This is a genomic window from Polaribacter vadi, from assembly GCF_001761365.1.
Taxonomy (GTDB): domain Bacteria; phylum Bacteroidota; class Bacteroidia; order Flavobacteriales; family Flavobacteriaceae; genus Polaribacter; species Polaribacter vadi.
The window spans coordinates 2,721,341-2,737,842 of sequence record NZ_CP017477.1; the positions used below are offsets into that span (position 1 = coordinate 2,721,341).

A 16,502-nucleotide genomic window follows, 5' to 3' on the forward strand; every position below is an offset into this window, starting at 1 on the left:
CAATAATCGATTTTAAATACAAAAAACGTATAAGTTTTGTTTCTTTGATCAACATTTATAAGTTGGGGGATTTATAAGTTTTAAATATAGGAAGCTGATTTTTATCAGCTTCTTTTTTTTTGCAATAAAGTTTTTATTTTACTTAAGAATTCGCCTCCTTTTCTTTTAATTTGTTAGAAATTCTTTTCGTAATTTGCTAATAGAAGTAAGAAATTATTAAGAAGTCTTTAAACTTTTTATAGTTTCTTTAGTCTTAATTAAATAATTCTTTAATTATGAAGCAAAAACACATTCAACACTTATATTGGAGAGCTAGTTTTGGTATTGATGTTAAACAAATAGTAAGTTTAAAATCGGCTTCTAAATCGAAAGTAGTTTCAAAATTATTTTTTGATTCTAAAGAGTTTAAAGTACTTGAATTAGATTTATCAGAATTTGATGAGATAAAATACAAAACCAACAAAGAACTTAGTGAAAAATTTTCGGAAGAAGAACTTCAAAAATTAAAAAACAGGAGAAATAAAAAAGTAAGAGATTTAAATTATGCCTGGATTGATAAATTAGGTGAATCAAAAGCTTTATTAAGAGAAAAAATGACACTTTTTTGGGCGAATGTTTTTGTGTGTAGAGATAATGATATTTTCTTTATTCAAAATTATAATAATACTTTAAGAAAAAATGCTTTAGGTGATTTTAGAGTTTTTGTAAAAGAAGTTGCTAAACAGCCTTCTATGCTTAAATATTTGAATAATAAGCAAAATAAAAAAAAGAAACCGAACGAAAATTTTGCCAGAGAACTAATGGAACTTTTTACATTGGGAGTAGGTAATTATACAGAGCAAGATATCCAAGAATCTGCAAGAGCATTTACTGGCTGGAGCTATAAGAATAATGGAGATTTCTATTTACAGAAAAGTCAACACGATTTCGACGAAAAAACGTTTTTTGGTAAAACAGGAAACTTTGATGGCGATGATATTATTGATATTATTCTAGAGCAAAAACAATGTGCACGTTTTATTTGCGATAAAGTTTACAGGTACTTTATCAATCCTAAAGTTGATGAAAAAAGACTAGAAGAAATCACCAATATATTTTACAAAGATTATAATATTAGTACTTTAATGGAGCACATTTTTACATCAAAATGGTTTTATGATGATGAAAATATTGGCGTTAAAATAAAATCTCCTATAGAATTATTGGTGGGTATTCAAAAAGTTGTACCTGTTACTTTTGATAAAAAACAACAGTTAAATTATCTGCAAAAAATGATGGGACAAACCTTATTATATCCAGATAATGTTGCTGGTTGGAAAGGTGGAAAAAGCTGGATAGATTCTAACACTTTAATGTTTAGAATGAAATTACCTTCTTTATTACTAAACAATGCCGTTATTAATTTAGAGGAAAAAGGCGAATTCGAAGATTCATTTGAACAATATTATAAAGTTCAAAAGCAAAGAAATAAATATTTAAAAATCACAAAAAACTGGGAGTCTTTTGATGATAAACATCAAGATTTAACTGCGGAAGAATTGAAAGATTTTTTGATTCTATCAAAATTAGATAAAGACACAGCAACTTTTTTAGAAAATTTAGAAATAAAATCGAATAGAAATTTTTGTGTTCAATTAATGTCAATTCCAGAATATCAACTTTGTTAATTTAAAAATATGGAAAGAAGAGATTTTTTAAAACAAAGCACTTTAGCAAGCAGTTTGTTTTTTGTTCCGAATTTTATAAAAGCTTTTGAGAATGTATCAAAAAGTACTTTTAAGCATAAAAAGTTGGTAATTATTCAATTATCTGGTGGCAATGATGGTTTAAATACGATAATTCCTTACACAAACGATATTTATTTTAGAAACAGACCTAAACTTTCTATTCCAAAAAACAATGTAATTAAAGCTACTGATGAACTAGGTTTTCATAAAAGTTTGGCGCCATTAAAAAAATTATATGATCAAGGATATGTATCAATAATTAACAATGTTGGATACCCAAATCCTAACAGATCTCATTTTAGATCTACAGATATTTGGCAAACAGCAAGTAATGCAGATGAGTATTTAAGTTCTGGTTGGGTTGGTCGATTTATTGATAAATATGGTAAAAATCCATACACTGCAATTGAGTTAGATGATAGCCTTTCTTTAATTATGAAAGGAAAAAATATGAATGGAATTGCAACTAAAAACCCGAATATTTTATTTGCAAATACAAATACTGCGTACTTTAAAAAAGTTTTAGAACAGCAAACAGATGCGCATTTAAGTGAACATAATTTGGGTTATTTATACAAAACGATGATTGAAGCAAAATCATCTGCTAAGTATATTTACGAAACATCAAAAACTTATAAAAGCAGTTTAGAATATCCTAATAATCCTTTTGGAAATCAATTAAAAACTACAGCAGAATTTATAAATTCAGATTTAGATAGTAAAGTTTATTACGTTTCTATGGGTGGTTTTGATACGCATGCAAACCAAGCAAATAAACAAAGTAAGTTGTTAAAAACATATAGTGAATCTGTGGAGGTTTTTGTTAACGATTTAAAGAAAAACGACACTTTTAAAGACACTTTAATTTTAACTTTTTCTGAATTTGGAAGAAGAGTGCAACAAAATGCTGCTGGAGGAACAGATCATGGAGCAGCAAATAATGTATTTCTAATTGGCGAAAATTTAAAGATAAAAGGTTTTTATAATGATGCACCAAACTTGGTGAATATAGATACTAATGGAGATTTAATACACACTGTAGATTTTAGATCTGTGTATGCAACTATTTTAGATAAATGGCTTCAAGTTGATGATGCATCCATCTTAAATAAATCATTTAGTAAGTTAAATTTTATTTGATAAAAATTGTTAGTTGAATTAATTCTGATGAATATCAGAATCTATTATTTAATAAGCAATAATTAAATCAATATAAAAAATTAGTTTTATTTAAAAATTAAGATTTTTTCTTCAACGAAGAATCTCTAATCACCAATTCAGCTTCTAAAATAATTTTATTTAAAGACTGTTTACTATTTGGTTTTTTAGAATGATCCAAAAAAGTTTCAGCAGCAATTTTGCCTATTTTATAAGCATGTTGATTTACACTAGTTATTGAAGGTGTAACCATAGCTGTAAAAGGTTCATCACCAAAACCAACTAAAGCAATTTCCTCAGGAATTTTAATGTTTTGTTCGTTTAAAACTTGTAAAGCACCTAAAGCAGCAAAATCTCCAGCAGCATAAACAGCATCAGGTCTGTTTTTCAACCCTAATAATTGGAGCATTTTTTCTCTCCCATCCTCAATAGTTAGGTTTGTTTCAATTAAAAGTTCTTCATCTAAAGGTAAATTATGTTTTTTTAAAGCATCAACATAACCACGAATTCTGTTGTTATAAATTCTTGTTCTTTTATAACCACCAATATGTGCAATTCGTTTGCAACCTTGTTCAACAAGATGATTTACAATTAAATGACTACTATTGTAATCATCAATTCCAATATAATCAACATTTAAATCGTTTTCACCTCTATCAAAAGTAATCAACGGAATTCCTGCAGCTTTTACCTTTTCAAGATATTCTAAATCTACAGTTTCATTTGCCATAGAAACAATAATTCCATCAACCTGCAAATACAATAAAGTGTCAATATTTTTGCATTCTTTTTTAAACGATTCGTTAGATTGTGTAATAATTACATTATAGCCTTCTTTATCTAAACCTTCTTCAATATTATGAATTGCTGACGAAAAGAAATTACTGTTTGTTTTAGGAACAATTACACCCACCAATTTGCTTTTTCCACTTCGTAAAGCACTTGCTAAATGATTGGGTTGATAATTTAAATTTTCAGCAACTTGCCTAACTGCTTTTTTAGTTTTATCGCTGATTCTAGCATCATTATGTAACGCTTTAGAAACTGCTGCTGCAGAAATATTTAAAACATTTGCAATATCTTTTATGGTAGTTTTCTTTTTAATTGCCAATTTTTTATATATTTGCTTAATCGTTTAAACAAATATAGTGTTTGAATTAGAATAATCAAAACAAATAGCAAATTATGGGTTTTGATTTTATTTTGATTTTTTGGTTAAACGTTTAAGCAAGTTAATTAATTTTATAAATTATATAAAAATGGGTAAAGTAGTAACGTTTGGAGAAATTATGTTAAGATTGGCTCCACAAGGATTTTTAAGATTTTCTCAAGCAAGTAGTTTTGATGTTGTTTATGGAGGAGGAGAATCTAATGTAGCAGTTTCTTTAGCAAATTATGGAGTAGATGTAGATTTTGTAACACGTTTACCAAAAAATGATATTGGTGCTTGTGCAATGATGGAAATGCGTAAAAGAGGCGTAAATGTAAACAAGATTGTTTATGGTGGAGACAGATTAGGAATCTACTTTTTAGAGACTGGTGCAGTTTCTAGAGGTTCTAAAGTGGTTTATGACAGAGCACATTCTGCAATTGCAGAAATAGAATCTGGAATGATAGATTGGGATACTGTTTTTGATGGTGTAGAATGGTTTCATTGGACAGGAATTACACCTGCAATTTCTCAAGGAGCTGCAGATGTGTGTTTAGAAGCTGTAAAAGCTGCAAGTGTAAAAGGAATTACCATTTCTACAGATTTAAATTATAGAGCAAAACTTTGGAATTTTTGTGATGATGCTCACAGAGAAAAAATAATGACAGAGTTAACATCTTACTGTGACATTGTTTTAGGAAACGAAGAAGATGCAGAAATGCACTTTGGAATTAAACCAGCAGGAATTTCTGTTCAAACAGAAGGTCATAATGTAAAAGCGGAAGCATTTTTATCTGTTTGTGAGCAAATGATGGAGAAATTTCCAAGAGCTAAAAAAGTAATTACAACTTTAAGAGGTTCAATATCAGCTTCACACAATACTTGGGCTGGTGTTTTATATGATGGAAAACAATTATTACAAACGCGTCAATATCAAATTACAGATATTGTTGATAGAGTTGGTGGTGGAGATTCCTTTATGGGAGGTTTAATTTACGGTTTATTAAAATACCCAGAAGACGATCAAAATGCATTAGATTTTGCAGTGGCAGCTTCTGCTCTAAAACATACTATTAAAGGTGATGCAAACTTAGCAACTGTTGCAGAAGTAGAGAAATTAATGGGTGGTGATGCTTCTGGAAGAGTAGCACGTTAATAGGGTTTAATTGTTGAATTGTGTAAATGTTTAAAAGTTACATAAGGCAACAATTACACGATTAATCAAATAAACAATTACACAATATTATGGCTCAATTTACAAGATTAGAAGTAGCACAAGTAATGAAAGATACAGGAATGGTTCCTTTATTTTTTCATAAAGATATAGAAGTAAGTAAAAAAGTTTTAAAAGCATGTTATGATGGTGGAGCTCGTTTAATGGAGTTTACTGCAAGAGGAGATTTCGCTCATGAGGTTTTTGGCGAATTAACTAAATATGCAATTGCTGAATTACCAGGAATGGTAATGGGTGTAGGTTCTGTAACTGATGGAGCAGCAGCTTCTCTATACATGGCTTTAGGAGCAAATTTTATTGTAACTCCAGTTTTAAGAGAAGATATTGCCATAGCTTGTAACCGTAAAAAAGTGTTATGGTCTCCAGGTTGTGGAACATTAACAGAAATTGCAAGAGCAGAAGAGTTAGGTTGCGAAATCGTGAAGTTATTTCCTGGTGATATTTATGGTCCTCAATTTGTAAAAGGTATTAAAGGGCCACAACCTTGGACTTCGATTATGCCAACTGGAGGTGTTTCACCAACAAGAGAAAATTTAGAGGGCTGGTTTAATGCAGGTGTAACCTGTGTTGGAATGGGTTCTAAACTAATGTCAAAAACTGCTGATGGTAATTTTGACTATGCTAAAATAGAAAGTACAACTAGAGAAGCTTTAAATATTATAAAAGATTTAAGGAGCTAGTTTAATTTGAATTACTTTAAAACGAGGAAAACTCTAACTGAAAAGTTAGAGTTTTTTTTATTTGTATTTTTTAGTAAAAAATAAATTACTATTATTTTTTTAGAAAATTTTTAAAAAAGTAGCAACATACTTTATCTTTGTTGAATAAAATTGTTAAAATGAAATTATATCCTTTAAAATTTACACCAATTTTTAAATATAGAATTTGGGGTGGAGAAAAATTAAAAACTGAATTAAATAAAAAATATACAGCAGAAAACATTGGCGAATCTTGGGAAATATCAGATGTTTCTGGTGATGAAACAATCGTTGAAGAAGGTTCTTTACAAGGAAAAACGCTAAAAGAATTAACACAGCAATTTAAAGGAGATTTTGTTGGGCATGCTGTTTACGAGAAATTTGGAGAAGAATTTCCGTTGTTAATTAAGTTTATTGATGCTAAAACACCTTTATCTATTCAAGTGCATCCAAGTAACGAAATTGCAAAAAAACGCCATAATTCATTTGGTAAAAATGAAATGTGGTATGTAATGCAAGCTGATACAAATGCAGAACTTATTGTTGGTTTTGATGAAAAATTATCAACAGGAAGTTATAAAAAACATTTAGAAAACAACACTATCTTAGATACAATGCATCATGAAAATGTAAAAAAAGGCGATACTTTTTACATTCCTACAGGAAGAGTGCATGCAATTGGAGCAGGTGTTTTGTTAGCAGAAATTCAGCAAACATCAGATGTTACTTACAGAATTTACGATTATGATAGAGTTGACGCTAAAACAGGAGAAAAAAGAGATTTACACAACGATTTAGCTATTGATGTGATTGATTTTGAAACTCATGAAAATTATAAAACAGCATATCAAATTGAAAAAAATATTTCTAATGAATTAGTGCATTCGCCTTATTTTAAAACAAATATTTTAGAAATTAATACCAATGTAGAGAAAGACTATAGTAACATAGATTCTTTTGTAATTTACATGTGTGTGGAAGGTTCTGTTGAAATTATAGTTGAAAATGAAAGCTATAAAATTAATAATGGAGAAACAATATTATTACCAGCAGCTATTAATTTTGTGTCTTTAAAATCTGAAAATGCTAAAATATTAGAAGTGTATTATTAAGAGTTTCTCAAAGAAGATTTTCGCTCTATTAAACTTGTTTTAATAATAATGGTTTCATTCTTTAATTTTTCACCTTCATTAGTAATTTTTGCAATTAATAACTCTGTTGCTGCAACCCCAATCTCTAATCCAGGTTGATTAATTGTAGACAATGCAGGTTCTATAACAGAAGAAATAGATTCATTACTAAAACCAACAATGGCAATATCTTCGGGTATTTTTATATTTATTTCTTTTAAATATTTAATAGCACCAATGGCTATAACATCATTTGCACAAAATAAACCATCTATTTTATAAGATAAATTCATCATTTTTTGCACGTTTAATTTACCATCATTTTCCATTAAACTAGATGTAAAAACAAGCTCCTCTTTAAAAACTATATTATTTTTTTCTAAAGCACTTTTATAGCCTTTAAATCTATTTTTATAAATTTCTAAATTTTGAGGACCAGCAAAATGAGCAATTGTCGTACTTTTTTGATCAATTAAATGTTGAGTTGCGTTAAAAGCGGCATCAAAATCGTCAATAAGTACATTGCTATTTTCGTTAATATTACAATGTCTATCAAAAAAAACATACGGAATATTTCTCTGCTTTAACCCTAACAAATGATCATAATTTTTGGTTTCCATAGAAATGGAAATTAAAACACCATCTACTCTATTTGCTAATAATGTTTCAACAATACTTTTTTCTCTCTCAAAACTTTCTAAAGATTGGCAAATAATAACTGTATAACCAGCTTTAAAAGCAGTTTCTTCTATACCAGCAATTGCAGTTGAAAAAAAATGACGCGAAATTCTAGGTACAATTACACCTAAGGTAAAGTTTTTACTTTTTCTTAAATTAGAAGCTAAATGGTTACGTTGATAACCCAATTCAGCAGCCTTTTTTAATATTTTATCCTTTGTTTTTTTAGCAACTCTAGGGCTATTATTTAATGCTCTAGAAACTGTAGAGCTATCAATTTTCAAAATTGCTGCAATGTCATGAATGGTTACTTGATTGTTATCCATTTTTTAAAGGGCTAATTTTTTAGTAATAATCAAAATGTAAAATTACTCTTAATTACAATTTTTGATGAAGCAAATATAAAATTATTAAAATACAATCGATTGTATTTTAATAATTTTTCTTATTTTTGTCTTAATATAAAGAAGGAATCAATAATTAAATTTAGATAATATAATATGAAAACAACTTATAGCACACGTTATGCAGCATCTCCTCAAGACGTAAAAACGTATGACACAGCAAGAATTAGAGAAGAGTTTTTAATCGATAATTTAATGGAACATGATAAAATTAATTTAACATATTCTCATTATGATCGTTTTATAACAGGAAGTGCAGTACCAACTTCATCAACTTTAAAATTAGAAACAATTGATGCTTTAAAAGCTGAAAATTTTTTAGATAGAAGAGAATTAGGAATTATAAATGTTGGGCAAAAAGGTAAAGTTACTGTAGATGGCACTGAGTATGTTTTAGAACACAAAGAAGCTTTATATGTTGGGCAAGGAAATAAAAATGTAGAATTTTCAAGTGATGATGCTCAGAATCCTGCACTATTTTATTTAAACTCAACACCAGCTCACAAAGCTTTTCCTACTAAAAAAATTGGTAGAAACGATGTTGAAACAATTGAGTTAGGTTCTGCAGAAACTGCAAATGCAAGAACATTAAGAAAGTATATTGTAAACTCTGTAGTAGATGTTTGTCAATTACAAATGGGAATGACAACGATTAAACCAGGAAGTTCTTGGAATACAATGCCAGCTCACGTGCATGACAGAAGAATGGAAGTTTATTTCTATTTTGAAATTCCTTCAGATCAAGCAGTTTCTCATTTTATGGGAGAACCAACAGAAACAAGACATATTTGGATGGCAAATAACCAAGCTGTAATTTCTCCTCCTTGGTCTATCCATTCTGGTTCTGGTACAAGTAGTTACTCTTTTATTTGGGGAATGGCTGGTGAAAATTTAGATTATGGTGATATGGATCATTGTAAAATTAATGAGTTAAGATAAACAACTAAAAACCAAAAATATGTCAATTAATTTATTTGATTTATCAGGAAAAATAGCATTAATTACTGGTGCAACTCATGGTCTTGGAATGGCAATGGCTACTGGAATTGGAAATGCTGGTGCTAAAATTGTAGTGAATGGAAATTCATCTCAAGAAAAATTAGACAAAGCAGTTGCAGCATATAAAGCTTTAGGAATTGATGCTTATGGATATCTTTTTAATGTTGCAGATGAAAAGGCCGTAAAAGAAAATATTGCTAAAATCGAATCTGAAGTTGGTGCAATTGATATTTTGGTAAACAACGCAGGTATTATTAAGAGAACTCCTTTAGTTGATATGGAAGTTGCCGACTTTAAAGAAGTAATTGATATAGATTTAGTGGCTCCTTTTATCGTTTCTAAACATGTTGTAAAAGGAATGATTGCCAGAAAAAATGGAAAAATCATCAATATTTGTTCTATGATGAGCGAGTTAGGTAGAAATTCTGTTGGAGCTTATGCAGCTGCAAAAGGTGGTTTAAAAATGCTAACTCAAAATATGGCTACTGAATGGGCAAAATTCAATATTCAAACAAACGGAATTGGACCAGGTTATTTTGCAACCAGTCAAACAGAACCAATTAGAGTTGATGGACATCCTTTTAACGATTTTATAGTAAGTAGAACTCCTGCAGGAAAATGGGGGAATCCAGATGATTTACAAGGAGCAGCAATCTTTTTAAGTTCTAAAGCTAGCGATTTTGTAAATGGACAAGTTGTTTATGTTGATGGTGGAATTTTAGCAACGATTGGCAAACCAGCGAATGAAGATTAGTTGGCAGTTTTAGTCAACAATTAGTCATAACAAAATAGAAGTTTTTAGACCTCACAGTTTTTTAAAAGCTGTGAGGTCTTGAGCTATTTAAAGAAAAAATTTACACCCTTCATGAATAAGATATAAATTATAAAGACTTTTTCCTTTTTAGTACTTATATCTGTTTTATTAACTTGTAATCAGGAGAAAAATAGCACAATGCTTCATAATCCTTTAGGAGTTAGTATTCAATGACATTTTATTTTAAAAATTAAGGGATTGTAGCAATACAATCCCTTTTTTGTTTTTAAGTAAGATAGTCTCAATTTTTTTATATATTTAAAACTTACAATTTTGAATAACGAAAGAATAATTATGATACACAACAAGCCTACATTAGTCATCTTAGCAGCAGGAATGGGTAGTAGATATGGAGGATTAAAACAAATGGATACTTTTACTCCAGAAGGAGATACTATTATCGATTTTTCTTTATATGATGCAATTCAGGCTGGCTTTGGTAAAGTCATTTTTATCATCAGAAAAAGTTTTCAAGCCGAATTTAAAGCAAATTTTAGTCAAAAATTGGTAAATAAAATTGATGTAGAATATGTGTATCAAGAAATAGACAGTATTCCAGAAAAATACATGAATCTAGAGAGAATAAAACCTTGGGGAACAGGACATGCTTTGTTGATGACCAAAGATGTTGTAAAAGAAAATTTTGCCATTATAAATGCTGATGATTTTTATGGAAGACAAGCTTTTAAAACAATGGTAAATCAGCTAAAGAATACTGATAAAAATAGCTGTAATTTTAGTGTGATTGGCTATTCTTTAAAAAACACATTATCGGAAAATGGATTTGTGTCTAGAGGAGAATGTTTTGTGGATAAAAATGGTTTTTTAAAAAATATAATCGAAAGAACTAAAATTGAAATAATTGATGGAATTCTTAAAAGTGAAATTGAAAACGGAGAATTAATATCGATTGATAAAAACACAATTGTTTCCATGAATTTCTGGGGATTTACGCCTAAATGTTTTGAGTTTGGTGAGGATTTGTTTTTAGACTTTTTAGAAAAAAATGCATCAAATTTAAAAGCCGAATTTTATTTGCCAACGATTGTAAATAAAATGATAACATCAAAAAAAGCATCTGTAAAAGTCTTAGAGTCAGACTCTAAATGGTTTGGAGTTACTTATAGTGATGATAAAGAAAAAGTACAAAAAGAGATTAATGCATTGAAAGAAAAAGGTATGTATCCAAAAAAAATATGGAGTTAATATGGATGCAAAAACGCTAAAATTTTTTTTTAATCAATTTGAACATCAATCAATTTATAAAGGTTATACAGAATTAAATTCTGGACATATAAATGATACTTTTTTCATAGAAACAGAAGGTAAAACAAACTATATTTTACAAAGAATAAATCATAAAATTTTTAAAGATGTTGCTGGTTTAGTAAATAATAAAGTATTGGTAAGTAATCATTTAAAAAGTAAATTTTCAAATAAATCAGATAAAGATTTAGACCAAAAAGTATTAAGTTTTGTAAAAGTTAAAAACAGCGATTTACACTATTTTAAAAAGGGACAAGATTTTTGGAATCTGATGATTTTCATCAACAATAGTGTTACACATGAAACAGTAAAAGATAAAGGAATCGCTTTTGAAGCTGGCAAACTTTTAGGAAATTTTTTAAATAATACTTCAGATTTTGAGAGCAATCAATTGATAGATGTAATTCCTAATTTTCATGATATGTCTTTTAGGTATTCTCAATATGAAAATGCATTAAAAAATGCATCAAATGTTAGATTACAAAATGCTGAAAAATACACAAAACTAGTTGCAGATTTAAAAGAAGAAATGCACATTTTACAACATTTAAAAGAAGCTGGAGAAATACCAACAAGAGTAACACATAATGATACAAAAATTTCCAATTCTCTTTTTGATAAAAACAACAAAGGTATTTGCATGATTGATACAGATACTGTAATGCCAGGAATTATACATTATGATTTTGGTGATGCAATAAGAACAATCTGTAACACAGCTACAGAAGATGAAAAGAATTTAGAAAAAGTAACGTTTAATCTAGAATTTTATGAAGCTTACAAAAAAGGATTTTTAGAAGAAACGAAAGCATCTTTATCAGAAATAGAGTTAAAGTATTTACCATTAGCTGCAAAAACAATGATTTTTATAATGGCACTTCGTTTTTTAACAGATTACTTAAATAACGATGTGTATTATAAAACAATCTACCAAGATCATAATTTAGACAGGGCAAAAAATCAATTTAAATTAATAGAAAGTTTTTATAAAAAGATGCTCTAAAATTGAAAAATAAATTGAAATATCAACTAAACAAATAAAAATGCAACAAAAAAACAATACGACAGCAATCATCATTATTGCAAGTTTATTTTTCATATTTGGTTTTGTAACTTGGATAAATGGAGCATTAATTCCGTTTATGAAAACCATTAACGAACTAACAGATGCCCAATCTTATTTAGTGGCATCTGCAAGTTATATTTCTTTTGTGGTGATGGCTTTGCCAGCATCTTATATTTTAAATAAGATAGGCTATAAAAAAGGGATGTCTTTAGGATTAATTATTATGGGAATTGGAGCTTTGGTTTTTATCCCAGCAGCAGAAGCAAGAACGTATTGGGTTTTTCTAGCAGGTATTTTTATTCAAGGATTAGGAATGACGATTTTACAAACAGCCTCAAATCCATACATTACCATTTTAGGACCCATAGAAAGTGGTGCCAAAAGAATTGCTATTATGGGAATTGCGAACAAAACTGCAGGCGCTTTAGGATCATTAATTTTCGGAGCTATTTTATTATCTGGAATTGATGACACCAAAGAAAAATTAGCAGGTGCAACTTTAGAGGAAAAAAATGTGCTTTTAGATACCATGGCTGATAGCGTTTTTATGCCTTATATAATAATGGCAATAGTGCTATTTATATTAGGAGTTTTAATTAGAAAAGCACCTTTACCAAATGTAGATGTTGAAGAAAATGAAGTGATTGAAGAAGGTAAAACAGCAAAAACTAGTATTTTTCAATTCCCAAATTTATGGTTGGGTGTTTTAGCACTTTTTGTTTATGTTGGTGCAGAGGTTATTGCTGGTGATACTATTATCGCTTATGGAATTTCACTTGGTTTTACAGGAGAAGAAGCCAAATATTTTACAACTTATACATTATTAGCAATGGTTGCCACGTATGGTTTGGGGGTTTTCTTAATTCCTAAATATGTAAAACAAAAAACGGCATTAATTATAAGTGCAATTCTGGGGATTATTTTTAGCTTTTGTATCATAAATACTTCTGGCTTTACATCAGTAGCTTTTGTTGCAGCTTTAGGAATTGCAAATGCCTTGGTTTGGCCAGCAATTTGGCCCTTAACATTAGAAGGTTTGGGCAAGTTTACAAAAACAGCCTCTGCATTATTAATTATGGCAATTTCTGGTGGTGCCATTATTCCACCTTTATATGGTAGAATTGTAGATGCCAATAAATCAGAATTAATTGCAAACGGAATTCAAGAAGCAGATGCAATGTCTACAGCATCTACAGAAAGTTATTGGATTTTAATACCTTGTTATGCAATCATTCTCTTTTTTGCAATTTGGGGTCATAAAATTAAAAATTGGAGTAAATAATAGTTTTTAAAAATATATACATGAGCAATTATCACATAAAACATTTAGAGGAATATTATCAAGTATATAGAAAATCGATTCGAGAGCCAGAAAATTTTTGGGCAGAAATAGCAGAAGAGCATTTTTTATGGAGAAAAAAATGGGATAAAGTTTTAGAATGGGATTTTACCAAGCCAGCAATAAAATGGTTTCAAGGCGCGCAATTAAACATTACAGAAAACTGTATTGATAGGCATTTAGGAACAAGAGCCAATAAAACAGCTATTTTATTTGAACCTAATAATCCAGATGAACCAGCACAACATATTACGTATAAACAGTTATCAGAAAGAGTTAATCAATTTGCGAATGTTTTAAAAGAACAAGGCGTAAAAAAAGGCGATAGAGTTTGTATTTATGTGCCCATGATTCCTGAATTGGCCATTGCCACATTAGCCTGTGCAAGAATTGGTGCGATTCATTCTGTTGTTTTTGCAGGCTTTTCAGCAGCAGCATTGTTTTCTAGAATTAACGATTCTGACTGTAAAATAGTCATTACAAGTGATGGCTCTTTTAGAGGGAAAAAATCAATCGATTTAAAAGGCATTGTAGATGAAGCTTTAGAAGATTGTGCAGGAGTTAAAACAGTTTTGGTTGTAAAAAGAATCAATTCTGACATCCATATGAAAGAAGGAAGAGACCAATGGTTACAACCTTTGCTAGACAAAGCATCTAAAGAATGTGTAGCAGAAACGATGGAAGCAGAAGATCCTTTATTTATTTTATACACCTCTGGTTCTACAGGAAAACCCAAAGGAATGGTGCATACCACTGCTGGGTATATGGTGTATAGTGCCTATACTTTTAAAAACGCGTTTCAATATCAAGAAAATGATGTGTATTGGTGTACAGCAGATATAGGTTGGATCACTGGACACTCATACATCGTTTATGGACCTTTGGCCAATGGAGCCACCACAGTTTTGTTTGAAGGCGTACCAAGTTATCCCGATTTTGGTCGTTTTTGGGAAATTATACAGAAGCATAAAGTAACTCAATTTTATACAGCACCCACAGCCATTAGAGCTTTGGCAAAACATGGAACAGAATTGGTGGATCAATATGATTTATCAACCTTAAAAGTTTTAGGATCTGTTGGAGAACCGATTAATGAAGAAGCTTGGCATTGGTATAATGATACGATTGGGAAAAAGAAAAGTCCGATTATAGATACTTGGTGGCAAACAGAAACTGGTGGCATTATGATCACCCCAATTCCTTATGTAACTCCAACAAAACCAACCTATGCAACCTTGCCTTTTATAGGAGTTCAGCCTGCTTTAATGGATGAAAATGGACAAGAATTAAAAGGAAATCAAGTTGAAGGAAGATTGTGTATAAAATTTCCTTGGCCAAGTATGGCAAGAACTATTTGGGGCAACCACCAACGTTATAAAGAAACGTATTTTTCTGCTTACGAAAACATGTATTTTACAGGAGATGGCGCTTTAAGAGATGAAGTTGGGTATTATAGAATTACGGGTAGAGTAGATGATGTAATTATTGTTTCTGGGCATAATTTAGGAACTGCACCTATTGAAGATGCTATTAATGAACATCCTGCAGTAGCAGAATCTGCGATTGTTGGTTTTCCACATGACATTAAAGGAAGTGCATTGTATGGCTATGTAACTTTAAAAGATATTGGAGAAAGTAGAGATCACAATAATTTAAGAAAAGAAATTAACCAATTAATTACAGACAGAATTGGACCGATTGCAAAACTAGATAAAATTCAATTTTCTGAAGGCTTACCAAAAACACGTTCAGGAAAAATTATGCGACGTATTTTACGCAAAATAGCGTCTAACGAAATGGATAATTTAGGTGATATTTCTACGTTGTTAAACCCTGAAGTTGTGGAGAATATTATTGAAAATAAATTGTAGGAATTAAGCGTTTAAAACTATAAAATCTAACAATTTTGCAGCCAACTTTGCAGTAGAATTATCGATATCAAAATCTGGATTTAATTCAGCAATATCACAAGAAATCACCTTTTTACTCTGGAATAGAAAGGTGAGTACTTGATATACAAAATTTGGAGCATAACCAAGTGAAGAAGGAGCGCTTACTCCAGGAGCAAAAGCAGAGGAAAATCCATCTAAATCTATAGTGATATATAGGTAGTCTACTTTTTCAATAAATGAATTTAAGTTGTTTTTTAGGTCGATATTAAACGTTTCACATTCAAAATTAGAAACAAAAGAAACATTATTTTTAGATGCAATTTCAAATAATTCTTTCGTGTTTGATTGTTGTTGAATGCCAATAGCAAAATAACTTGCATTTTTATTTTCTGATAAAATTTGATTGAAAGGAGTTCCTGAATTTGGTTGGTTTTCAACTTTTCTTAAATCAAAATGTGCATCAAAATTTATAATTCCGATGTTGTTTTTTGTTGAATTTTTTAAGGCATTTTTAATTCCGTTAAAGTTTGCAAAAGCAATATCATGTCCGCCACCAATTGCAATTGGTAAAACCTTATTAGAAATTAATTCTGATATAATTTTTGAAAGTCCTTTTTGACAATCTTCTAATTTTTCATCTAAACAAATAATATCACCAAAATCTGTAACTTTTTTATTAAAATGAATTGGAAGTTTCCCTAATTGATTGCGTACGTTTTTTGGGCCTTTTCTAGCACCAATTCTACCTTGATTTCTTTTTACACCTTCATCACAAACATACCCAATTAAACCAATATTCGTTTTATTTTCGAAAAGAGAATCTTCAATATTAGCAGCTGAAATTTCTTGATACCAATATTGATTTTCAAGAGCAGTTTTTCTACCAGAATAATTATTTATATCACCAGCTTTATAAGTAACTTTTAAATCTTTAAAAAATTCCATTT

Annotated in this window: 14 protein-coding genes; 11 read left to right on the top strand and 3 right to left on the bottom strand. The window is 29.7% G+C overall.

From position 1 onward, the window contains the following. The first annotated feature begins 275 nt into the window (after positions 1–275). Both LPB03_RS11780 and LPB03_RS11785 read left to right on the top strand, forming a co-directional pair. Positions 276–1,667, top strand: coding sequence for a DUF1800 domain-containing protein (locus LPB03_RS11780; protein ID WP_065319799.1), 1,392 nt, complete (start codon positions 276–278; stop codon positions 1,665–1,667). 9 nt (positions 1,668–1,676) lie between these two features. Then, positions 1,677–2,867, top strand: coding sequence for a DUF1501 domain-containing protein (locus tag LPB03_RS11785; RefSeq protein WP_065319800.1), 1,191 nt, complete (start codon positions 1,677–1,679; stop codon positions 2,865–2,867). Positions 2,868–2,964: 97 nt separating this feature from the next. Here LPB03_RS11785 and LPB03_RS11790 read toward each other — a convergent pair whose 3' ends face one another. Next, positions 2,965–3,996: a LacI family DNA-binding transcriptional regulator gene (locus LPB03_RS11790; protein WP_065319801.1), complete on the bottom strand. Its 1,032-nt coding sequence runs from the start codon at positions 3,994–3,996 to the stop codon at positions 2,965–2,967. Positions 3,997–4,144: 148 nt separating this feature from the next. Between LPB03_RS11790 and LPB03_RS11795 the strand changes: the two genes are divergently transcribed. From LPB03_RS11795 to LPB03_RS11805, 3 genes are all read left to right on the top strand, one after another. Further along, positions 4,145–5,191, top strand: a complete 1,047-nt coding sequence (locus LPB03_RS11795; protein ID WP_065319802.1) for a sugar kinase — start codon at positions 4,145–4,147, stop codon at positions 5,189–5,191. A gap of 89 nt (positions 5,192–5,280) precedes the next feature. Then, a complete protein-coding gene (locus tag LPB03_RS11800) occupies positions 5,281–5,949 on the top strand; it encodes a bifunctional 4-hydroxy-2-oxoglutarate aldolase/2-dehydro-3-deoxy-phosphogluconate aldolase (RefSeq protein WP_065319803.1) in 669 nt (222 codons plus the stop codon). 158 nt (positions 5,950–6,107) lie between these two features. After that, positions 6,108–7,079: a type I phosphomannose isomerase catalytic subunit gene (locus tag LPB03_RS11805; RefSeq protein WP_065320132.1), complete on the top strand. Its 972-nt coding sequence runs from the start codon at positions 6,108–6,110 to the stop codon at positions 7,077–7,079. Here the strand turns inward: LPB03_RS11805 and LPB03_RS11810 are convergent. Continuing rightward, a complete protein-coding gene (locus LPB03_RS11810) occupies positions 7,076–8,101 on the bottom strand; it encodes a LacI family DNA-binding transcriptional regulator (protein ID WP_065319804.1) in 1,026 nt (341 codons plus the stop codon). The genes LPB03_RS11805 and LPB03_RS11810 overlap by 4 nt on opposite strands. 174 nt (positions 8,102–8,275) lie before the next feature. Here LPB03_RS11810 and kduI point away from each other — a divergent pair, with 174 nt between their 5' ends. The 6 genes from kduI to acs all read left to right on the top strand — a co-directional run bounded on the left by kduI (position 8,276) and on the right by acs (position 15,534). Next, positions 8,276–9,118: a 5-dehydro-4-deoxy-D-glucuronate isomerase gene (kduI, locus tag LPB03_RS11815; RefSeq protein ID WP_065319805.1), complete on the top strand. Its 843-nt coding sequence runs from the start codon at positions 8,276–8,278 to the stop codon at positions 9,116–9,118. 19 nt (positions 9,119–9,137) lie between these two features. Then, on the top strand, positions 9,138–9,932 hold the full coding sequence (locus tag LPB03_RS11820; protein WP_065319806.1) for a gluconate 5-dehydrogenase: 795 nt from the start codon (positions 9,138–9,140) through the stop codon (positions 9,930–9,932). 354 nt (positions 9,933–10,286) lie between these two features. Further along, entirely contained in the window at positions 10,287–11,198 is a 912-nt protein-coding gene (locus tag LPB03_RS11825) for a nucleotidyltransferase family protein (protein ID WP_065319807.1), read from the top strand. A 1-nt stretch (position 11,199) separates the two neighbouring features. Continuing rightward, positions 11,200–12,261 (top strand): phosphotransferase enzyme family protein, encoded by a 1,062-nt coding sequence (locus tag LPB03_RS11830; protein ID WP_065319808.1) that lies wholly within the window; start codon positions 11,200–11,202, stop codon positions 12,259–12,261. 40 nt (positions 12,262–12,301) lie between these two features. Continuing rightward, positions 12,302–13,606 (top strand): sugar MFS transporter, encoded by a 1,305-nt coding sequence (locus LPB03_RS11835; RefSeq protein ID WP_065319809.1) that lies wholly within the window; start codon positions 12,302–12,304, stop codon positions 13,604–13,606. Between the two features lie 20 nt (positions 13,607–13,626). Beyond that, entirely contained in the window at positions 13,627–15,534 is a 1,908-nt protein-coding gene (gene acs / locus LPB03_RS11840; protein WP_065319810.1) for an acetate--CoA ligase, read from the top strand. Between the two features lie 3 nt (positions 15,535–15,537). On the opposite strand, the gene hutG is transcribed toward acs, so the two are convergent. Beyond that, complete coding sequence (gene hutG / locus LPB03_RS11845) at positions 15,538–16,500, bottom strand: formimidoylglutamase (RefSeq protein WP_065319811.1); 963 nt, start codon at positions 16,498–16,500, stop codon at positions 15,538–15,540. Positions 16,501–16,502: the final 2 nt, after the last annotated feature.

Coding starts and splice junctions, on each gene's coding strand:
- LPB03_RS11780 (WP_065319799.1), top strand. CDS start 276: ATGAAGCAAAAACACATTCAACACTTATATTGGAGAGCTAGTTTTGGT.
- LPB03_RS11785 (WP_065319800.1), top strand. CDS start 1,677: ATGGAAAGAAGAGATTTTTTAAAACAAAGCACTTTAGCAAGCAGTTTG.
- LPB03_RS11795 (WP_065319802.1), top strand. CDS start 4,145: ATGGGTAAAGTAGTAACGTTTGGAGAAATTATGTTAAGATTGGCTCCA.
- LPB03_RS11800 (WP_065319803.1), top strand. CDS start 5,281: ATGGCTCAATTTACAAGATTAGAAGTAGCACAAGTAATGAAAGATACA.
- LPB03_RS11805 (WP_065320132.1), top strand. CDS start 6,108: ATGAAATTATATCCTTTAAAATTTACACCAATTTTTAAATATAGAATT.
- LPB03_RS11810 (WP_065319804.1), bottom strand. CDS start 8,101: ATGGATAACAATCAAGTAACCATTCATGACATTGCAGCAATTTTGAAA.
- kduI (WP_065319805.1), top strand. CDS start 8,276: ATGAAAACAACTTATAGCACACGTTATGCAGCATCTCCTCAAGACGTA.
- LPB03_RS11820 (WP_065319806.1), top strand. CDS start 9,138: ATGTCAATTAATTTATTTGATTTATCAGGAAAAATAGCATTAATTACT.
- LPB03_RS11825 (WP_065319807.1), top strand. CDS start 10,287: ATGATACACAACAAGCCTACATTAGTCATCTTAGCAGCAGGAATGGGT.
- LPB03_RS11830 (WP_065319808.1), top strand. CDS start 11,200: ATGGATGCAAAAACGCTAAAATTTTTTTTTAATCAATTTGAACATCAA.
- LPB03_RS11835 (WP_065319809.1), top strand. CDS start 12,302: ATGCAACAAAAAAACAATACGACAGCAATCATCATTATTGCAAGTTTA.
- acs (WP_065319810.1), top strand. CDS start 13,627: ATGAGCAATTATCACATAAAACATTTAGAGGAATATTATCAAGTATAT.
- hutG (WP_065319811.1), bottom strand. CDS start 16,500: ATGGAATTTTTTAAAGATTTAAAAGTTACTTATAAAGCTGGTGATATA.